This window comes from Secundilactobacillus muriivasis (assembly GCF_054785195.1).
On sequence record NZ_BAABMI010000105.1, the window covers coordinates 1 to 4538 of the forward strand.

Here is a 4538-nt window from a genome sequence, read left to right on the forward strand (position 1 = left end):
AACGTAAAATCCCCATCAAGCACTTGAATCATGTGTTTGATGGGGATTTTGGAGTTTCTGGTGAATAATTCAGGTATGATTGATTTGTATTCGGATATTGCGAATGGGGCATTTATTGAGTCTTTATTAATGCTTCAAAGAATGGAACAATTTGTAACTGAAAAAAAACTTTGTCAGAAAAAATTGCGACCATTAACCGAAGTCCTTTTTAACAAGAGGCTAGTGGAAGCTGGTCGTGATTATAGCGAATATACTAATTTAATTACACCTGACATTAGAAATGCAACTGACCATAATGGAATTGAAGTTAGGACAAGTGACTATAGAATTACTTACACAGATAAGCAGCATAAAAGTGTTACAGTTACTAGAAATTTCTGGCAAATAGAAAGTAAAGTAGACTCATTACTAAAAGGGTTATCGGCATTTACCAGAATAATGCTTGATTTAAGTTTACTTGCAGGTATTACAAGTTTAAAAGTAGGTGAAGGATTGCCAGAAGTGGTCAAGAATGCTTGGTACAGATTGCAATTATCGACATTATTAGTTACCTGTGATTTAGTCGAAGTTTCTCCAATCATGGATAATAGGATACAATTATCAATTGATTTGAATGGTATTGATACGGCTGGTAATGAAAAATTTGCACTTTGCCTACAAACAGCACTTTACGCTACTGTTACCGTTATTCCTAATTCGCTGCAATTTGATAGAGTTTTTGTGACGTACGCTTCAGCTAGGGCCACAAATACATTTGTAGCTGTAGATACTTCATCAATTTTGGATTATGTAAACGTTCATATAAATGGTGAAGAATTTTTTCAAGCCGTGAATGATAATCCCGGTATGATTACCGACACAGTGGAAGATCCAGTTCCAATTCAGGATATTGAATACCATGATATTAAAGGAGAGGATTATTTAATCAGTAATATAGCAAACCCTAATGTTGAGAATGCTATTAGATTTACGGCAAATGTAGAAATTCCTCGAGCGACCAGACCTAATCATGTAAAAGCACTAATTCCCAAAATTATTCAACAATTAAGAAATCTACCGAGTGGTGGTGATGCTAAAGTACTCATGAAGCATGGACTCATGCCAGCGGATGTAGTTTTTCTGTATGTCTACAAAGATATATCCAAAGGTGGTGGAGTCTCTCCGGATAATAGTAACTTTATCGCCACTGTACAATTTGATGTTGATCACCAATTTTTAATCAATTTTGATAATAGTCCGTTATTTGCATTTCGAAAAATGCGGTATGAGGGGGACATTGAATATGGATGGAACCCAGAATTTGGTAAGAGTGACACTAACTAAGATTTGAAGCAAATAAAGCCCCAATACTGTAATAACAGTACTGGGAATATAAAGGTAGGCAAGAGTATTGAACGTAGCACGAAAAACAGCTATGGTGAGCTGTTCGTCGCGAAGTGAAACAAATTATAAATATATATTATCTATTTGATAAAACCGGAGTGGGCATTTGACCGCTTCGGTTTTATTTATCTTCGGAGAAAGGAGCGGCACTAAGGAAAAGTTACATGTTGGCTCAACAATAGAAAGTATCATAGTGGTCCAACAATGGAAAGTTTCATATTGGTTTAATATGGGAAAGCTTGATGGTGATTAATTAAAAGGAGTGTTAATTATGACGACGGAAAAAGTAACCAACATCAACAAGAAGGTAAAGGCAACCAAGGTGGTAGATGATGATGCCACCAAACCGGCTAAGACCAGTACAGAAAAGATAACCGTAACGGTAACTGCGATGCGGACAGATGCGAAAGATACGTTCTGGGTACAGCGGATTTGGGATGCTAAGAAACCATTGTGGTTGGTACTCGCTAATTATCCAGCAGCAGATGATCCACGGCAATTAGATTTAACGTCGATGTTGATTCAAAATTTAGCCGTAGCAGGTGGTGCTGGTGGGGTAGTAATCACCAATCTATTTACTAAGCGGGTCAAGCATGCTTCGGAAAAAAGTTTAACTTGGGCCTACGATGTGGGTGCGCTTGATGAAATTGCTAAACAAGCAATGGAAGTCGAAAAGGTGGTGATTGCGATTGGTAGTTTAAATAAGCGTTTCAAAATTGCACAGGAACGGTTAGATCAGTTTTACACGTTGGCCCAAGAACTAAGCTTTGAGGACAAATTATCGGTGTTGGTCTCACCTAGTACTGGTAAACCAGTTCATCCACTAGCAATTCAAAATGATCACTGGGAGTTCGAACCAGTCCACTTAGGGTAGTTAGGGTATGAAGGGTACCAGTTACAAGAACTTTTATTGAGAATCAGCTATTAATCAGATTGGAGAGTGACGGATATGCAAGTAGATGATGTTATGGTTAGCGCACTGCAACCAGTGTATCAACAGTTAAATGAATTGATTGGAACGGAAGCAACCATAGCGGTTTGGCAGGAGTTTAGAGGAACACAACTAACATTACCTAGTCATCTATATAATCGGAAATTAGTTAGTCAGCGACTTCGATTTGAGTACGATGGGACTAACGTTCAGGAACTAGCCCGGCGTTACCGCTATTCAGAAAAGTGGTTTCGACAGATCATCAAACGGCAACAGAATCATGATCTGAATGAGTGATTTAGATGGTTAGTGTAGAGATAAGCTGCACGAAGCCTATGTTCCGTTTGGCAAAAAATCAATTAAATAAAGGAGATTTTCAATTATGGATTTACTAATTAAATTTGCAGTGGCGGCAGTATCAGCAATCGCGGTTGAGATGGTTAAGGAATTTACTGATTCTGACGAGTAACGGGGAGGTGAGTACGATGGCGTTAGATGCAGAATTTTTTAAAGCTTATTTATTAGGCTATTTGAAACGAGAGACCGGGATGGATGTCGGGGTAGATGAGATAAGTAGTGAAGCGGTTGAACTCTATCGAGATGAATTGGACCAACGGTTGTTACCACCTGACTATAACCTTGATGAATTACCTGAGTCGTTTGTGGCTTACACCTATATGATTAAAACTTACATGCTATTTGCGTTAAGCACTGCCGACTTAGGGAGTGCTTATTTATTTGGCATTGCGAACAACAATCAGTTGATTTGGTGGCATTTGCCAGAAGAGGACGAGTAAATGATAACTATATAGGAAGGAATTGAGCGCATGAGTCGGATTTATCGCAATCCGTTGAAGGGAAAGACCGGTAAGGATTGGAAGGCCGAGTTCACCACTGGAACTGGAAAAACACGAAAACGATTGACGAAGACCTTTGAACTGAAAAGTCAGGCTAAGGAATGGTTAGCGATGCGAGAAGCAGAGCGAGCTGAAGGTACTAACTACATTGATTCAGAGATGAACTTTGCCGAGTGGTATCTGAAATGGGTCAAGGCTTATCGTGAGAATACGATTGCACCAGCCACGCGAGATACGTATTACACGACCTACAAGCATCTTAAAAAATACATGCCGGATAAAACGATTGGCCAGTTAACACGGATGGATTTACAAAATTACTTCTCCAACCGAGATTTTGCGAAGGAGACGTTAAGGAAAGACCTGACGCATATTCGAGGTGCGTTAAAAGATGCAGTGATTGATGGTGTGATTCCCAAGAATCCAGCACTAACGAAGATTACCATTAATGCTAATCCCAGACGAACCAAACCGGATGAGAAGAAGTTTATGAGTGAGGAGGAATATCGTAAGGTACGGGACTATTTATTGGCCCAACCTTTTGAGATGTTTCATTTAAATCGTATGGTGTTGTTGGTGATCACCCAAACTGGGTTACGAGTCGGTGAAGCCTTAGCGTTAAAAGAAGATGATCTCAATTTGAAGACGGGCTTACTACGGGTCGATGAAAGTTACGACGCGCACCATAAAATAATTAAGACGCCGAAGACTAAGAATGCCGTGCGAACGATTCCCATATCAGCGCAGATGATGAACCGTTTGAGCCAGTGGGTGATGTTTCATAGAAAGGCCTTGTTTCAACGTGGCGTTCCCAATCCAGAGCGGTTGTTGTTCTTGAAGTATGATAAGCGATTACCACATGCGGGTGGTATCAATAAGACTTACCAGCAGATTCAGTATTCACTGGGGTATGAACCAATTTTTAGCACCCATACGCTGCGGCATACCTTAGCTTCGATTTTGATTCGTGACCAGAAAGTGAGTGTGGCGTACATCTCAAAGTTTCTTGGTCATAGCTCGGAGTTGGTAACGCGGAAGTATTATCTTGGTCTGATTCCAGAAGCAGTTGAGGAGGAGCGGGATAAGGCGGTGGAGGTGATTGAGAATATATAGGGTGGTAACAAAAAAAGAGCAGAACGAATGTCTGTTCTTTTTTTTTTGTGAATAATTGAATCGTAGAAGGTATAATTGAGAGTATATAGTTGGTTAAGAATGGAGATGAATGGTAATTGGGTTTTGATTTATCTGATATTTATCGTCAAACAGCACTTGTTTTTTAATAATAAGTATAAACCTGAATTATTCATACCTTTCAAAAAAGTCGTCAGTTTTCATGTTTTTCAAAAACTGACGGCTTTTGATCTTGC

The 4538-nt window shown here is 39.5% G+C and carries 5 protein-coding genes; all 5 read left to right on the top strand.

Annotated elements, in window-relative coordinates; genetic code table 11:
• Positions 1 to 60: 60 nt before the first annotated feature.
• The 5 genes from ACYVR3_RS16010 (at position 61) to ACYVR3_RS16030 (ending at position 4284) form a co-directional block, all read left to right on the top strand.
• Positions 61 to 1323 carry a hypothetical protein gene (locus ACYVR3_RS16010; protein ID WP_461245003.1) on the top strand — a complete coding sequence of 421 codons (1263 nt, stop codon included), beginning with the start codon at positions 61 to 63 and terminating at the stop codon, positions 1321 to 1323.
• 331 nt (positions 1324 to 1654) lie between these two features.
• Positions 1655 to 2257, top strand: coding sequence for a DUF1643 domain-containing protein (locus ACYVR3_RS16015; RefSeq protein ID WP_461245004.1), 603 nt, complete (start codon positions 1655 to 1657; stop codon positions 2255 to 2257).
• A gap of 75 nt (positions 2258 to 2332) precedes the next feature.
• Entirely contained in the window at positions 2333 to 2611 is a 279-nt protein-coding gene (locus ACYVR3_RS16020) for a Mor transcription activator family protein (RefSeq protein ID WP_461245005.1), read from the top strand.
• 188 nt (positions 2612 to 2799) lie between these two features.
• Complete coding sequence (locus tag ACYVR3_RS16025) at positions 2800 to 3111, top strand: hypothetical protein (RefSeq protein ID WP_461245006.1); 312 nt, start codon at positions 2800 to 2802, stop codon at positions 3109 to 3111.
• 30 nt (positions 3112 to 3141) lie between these two features.
• Positions 3142 to 4284: a tyrosine-type recombinase/integrase gene (locus tag ACYVR3_RS16030; protein WP_461245007.1), complete on the top strand. Its 1143-nt coding sequence runs from the start codon at positions 3142 to 3144 to the stop codon at positions 4282 to 4284.
• Positions 4285 to 4538 lie beyond the last annotated feature (254 nt).

Bases quoted from the DNA above. Each gene is read 5' to 3' on its own strand.
- ACYVR3_RS16015 (WP_461245004.1), top strand. From the start codon at position 1,655: ATGACGACGGAAAAAGTAACCAACATCAACAAGAAGGTAAAGGCAACC.
- ACYVR3_RS16020 (WP_461245005.1), top strand. From the start codon at position 2,333: ATGCAAGTAGATGATGTTATGGTTAGCGCACTGCAACCAGTGTATCAA.
- ACYVR3_RS16025 (WP_461245006.1), top strand. From the start codon at position 2,800: ATGGCGTTAGATGCAGAATTTTTTAAAGCTTATTTATTAGGCTATTTG.
- ACYVR3_RS16030 (WP_461245007.1), top strand. From the start codon at position 3,142: ATGAGTCGGATTTATCGCAATCCGTTGAAGGGAAAGACCGGTAAGGAT.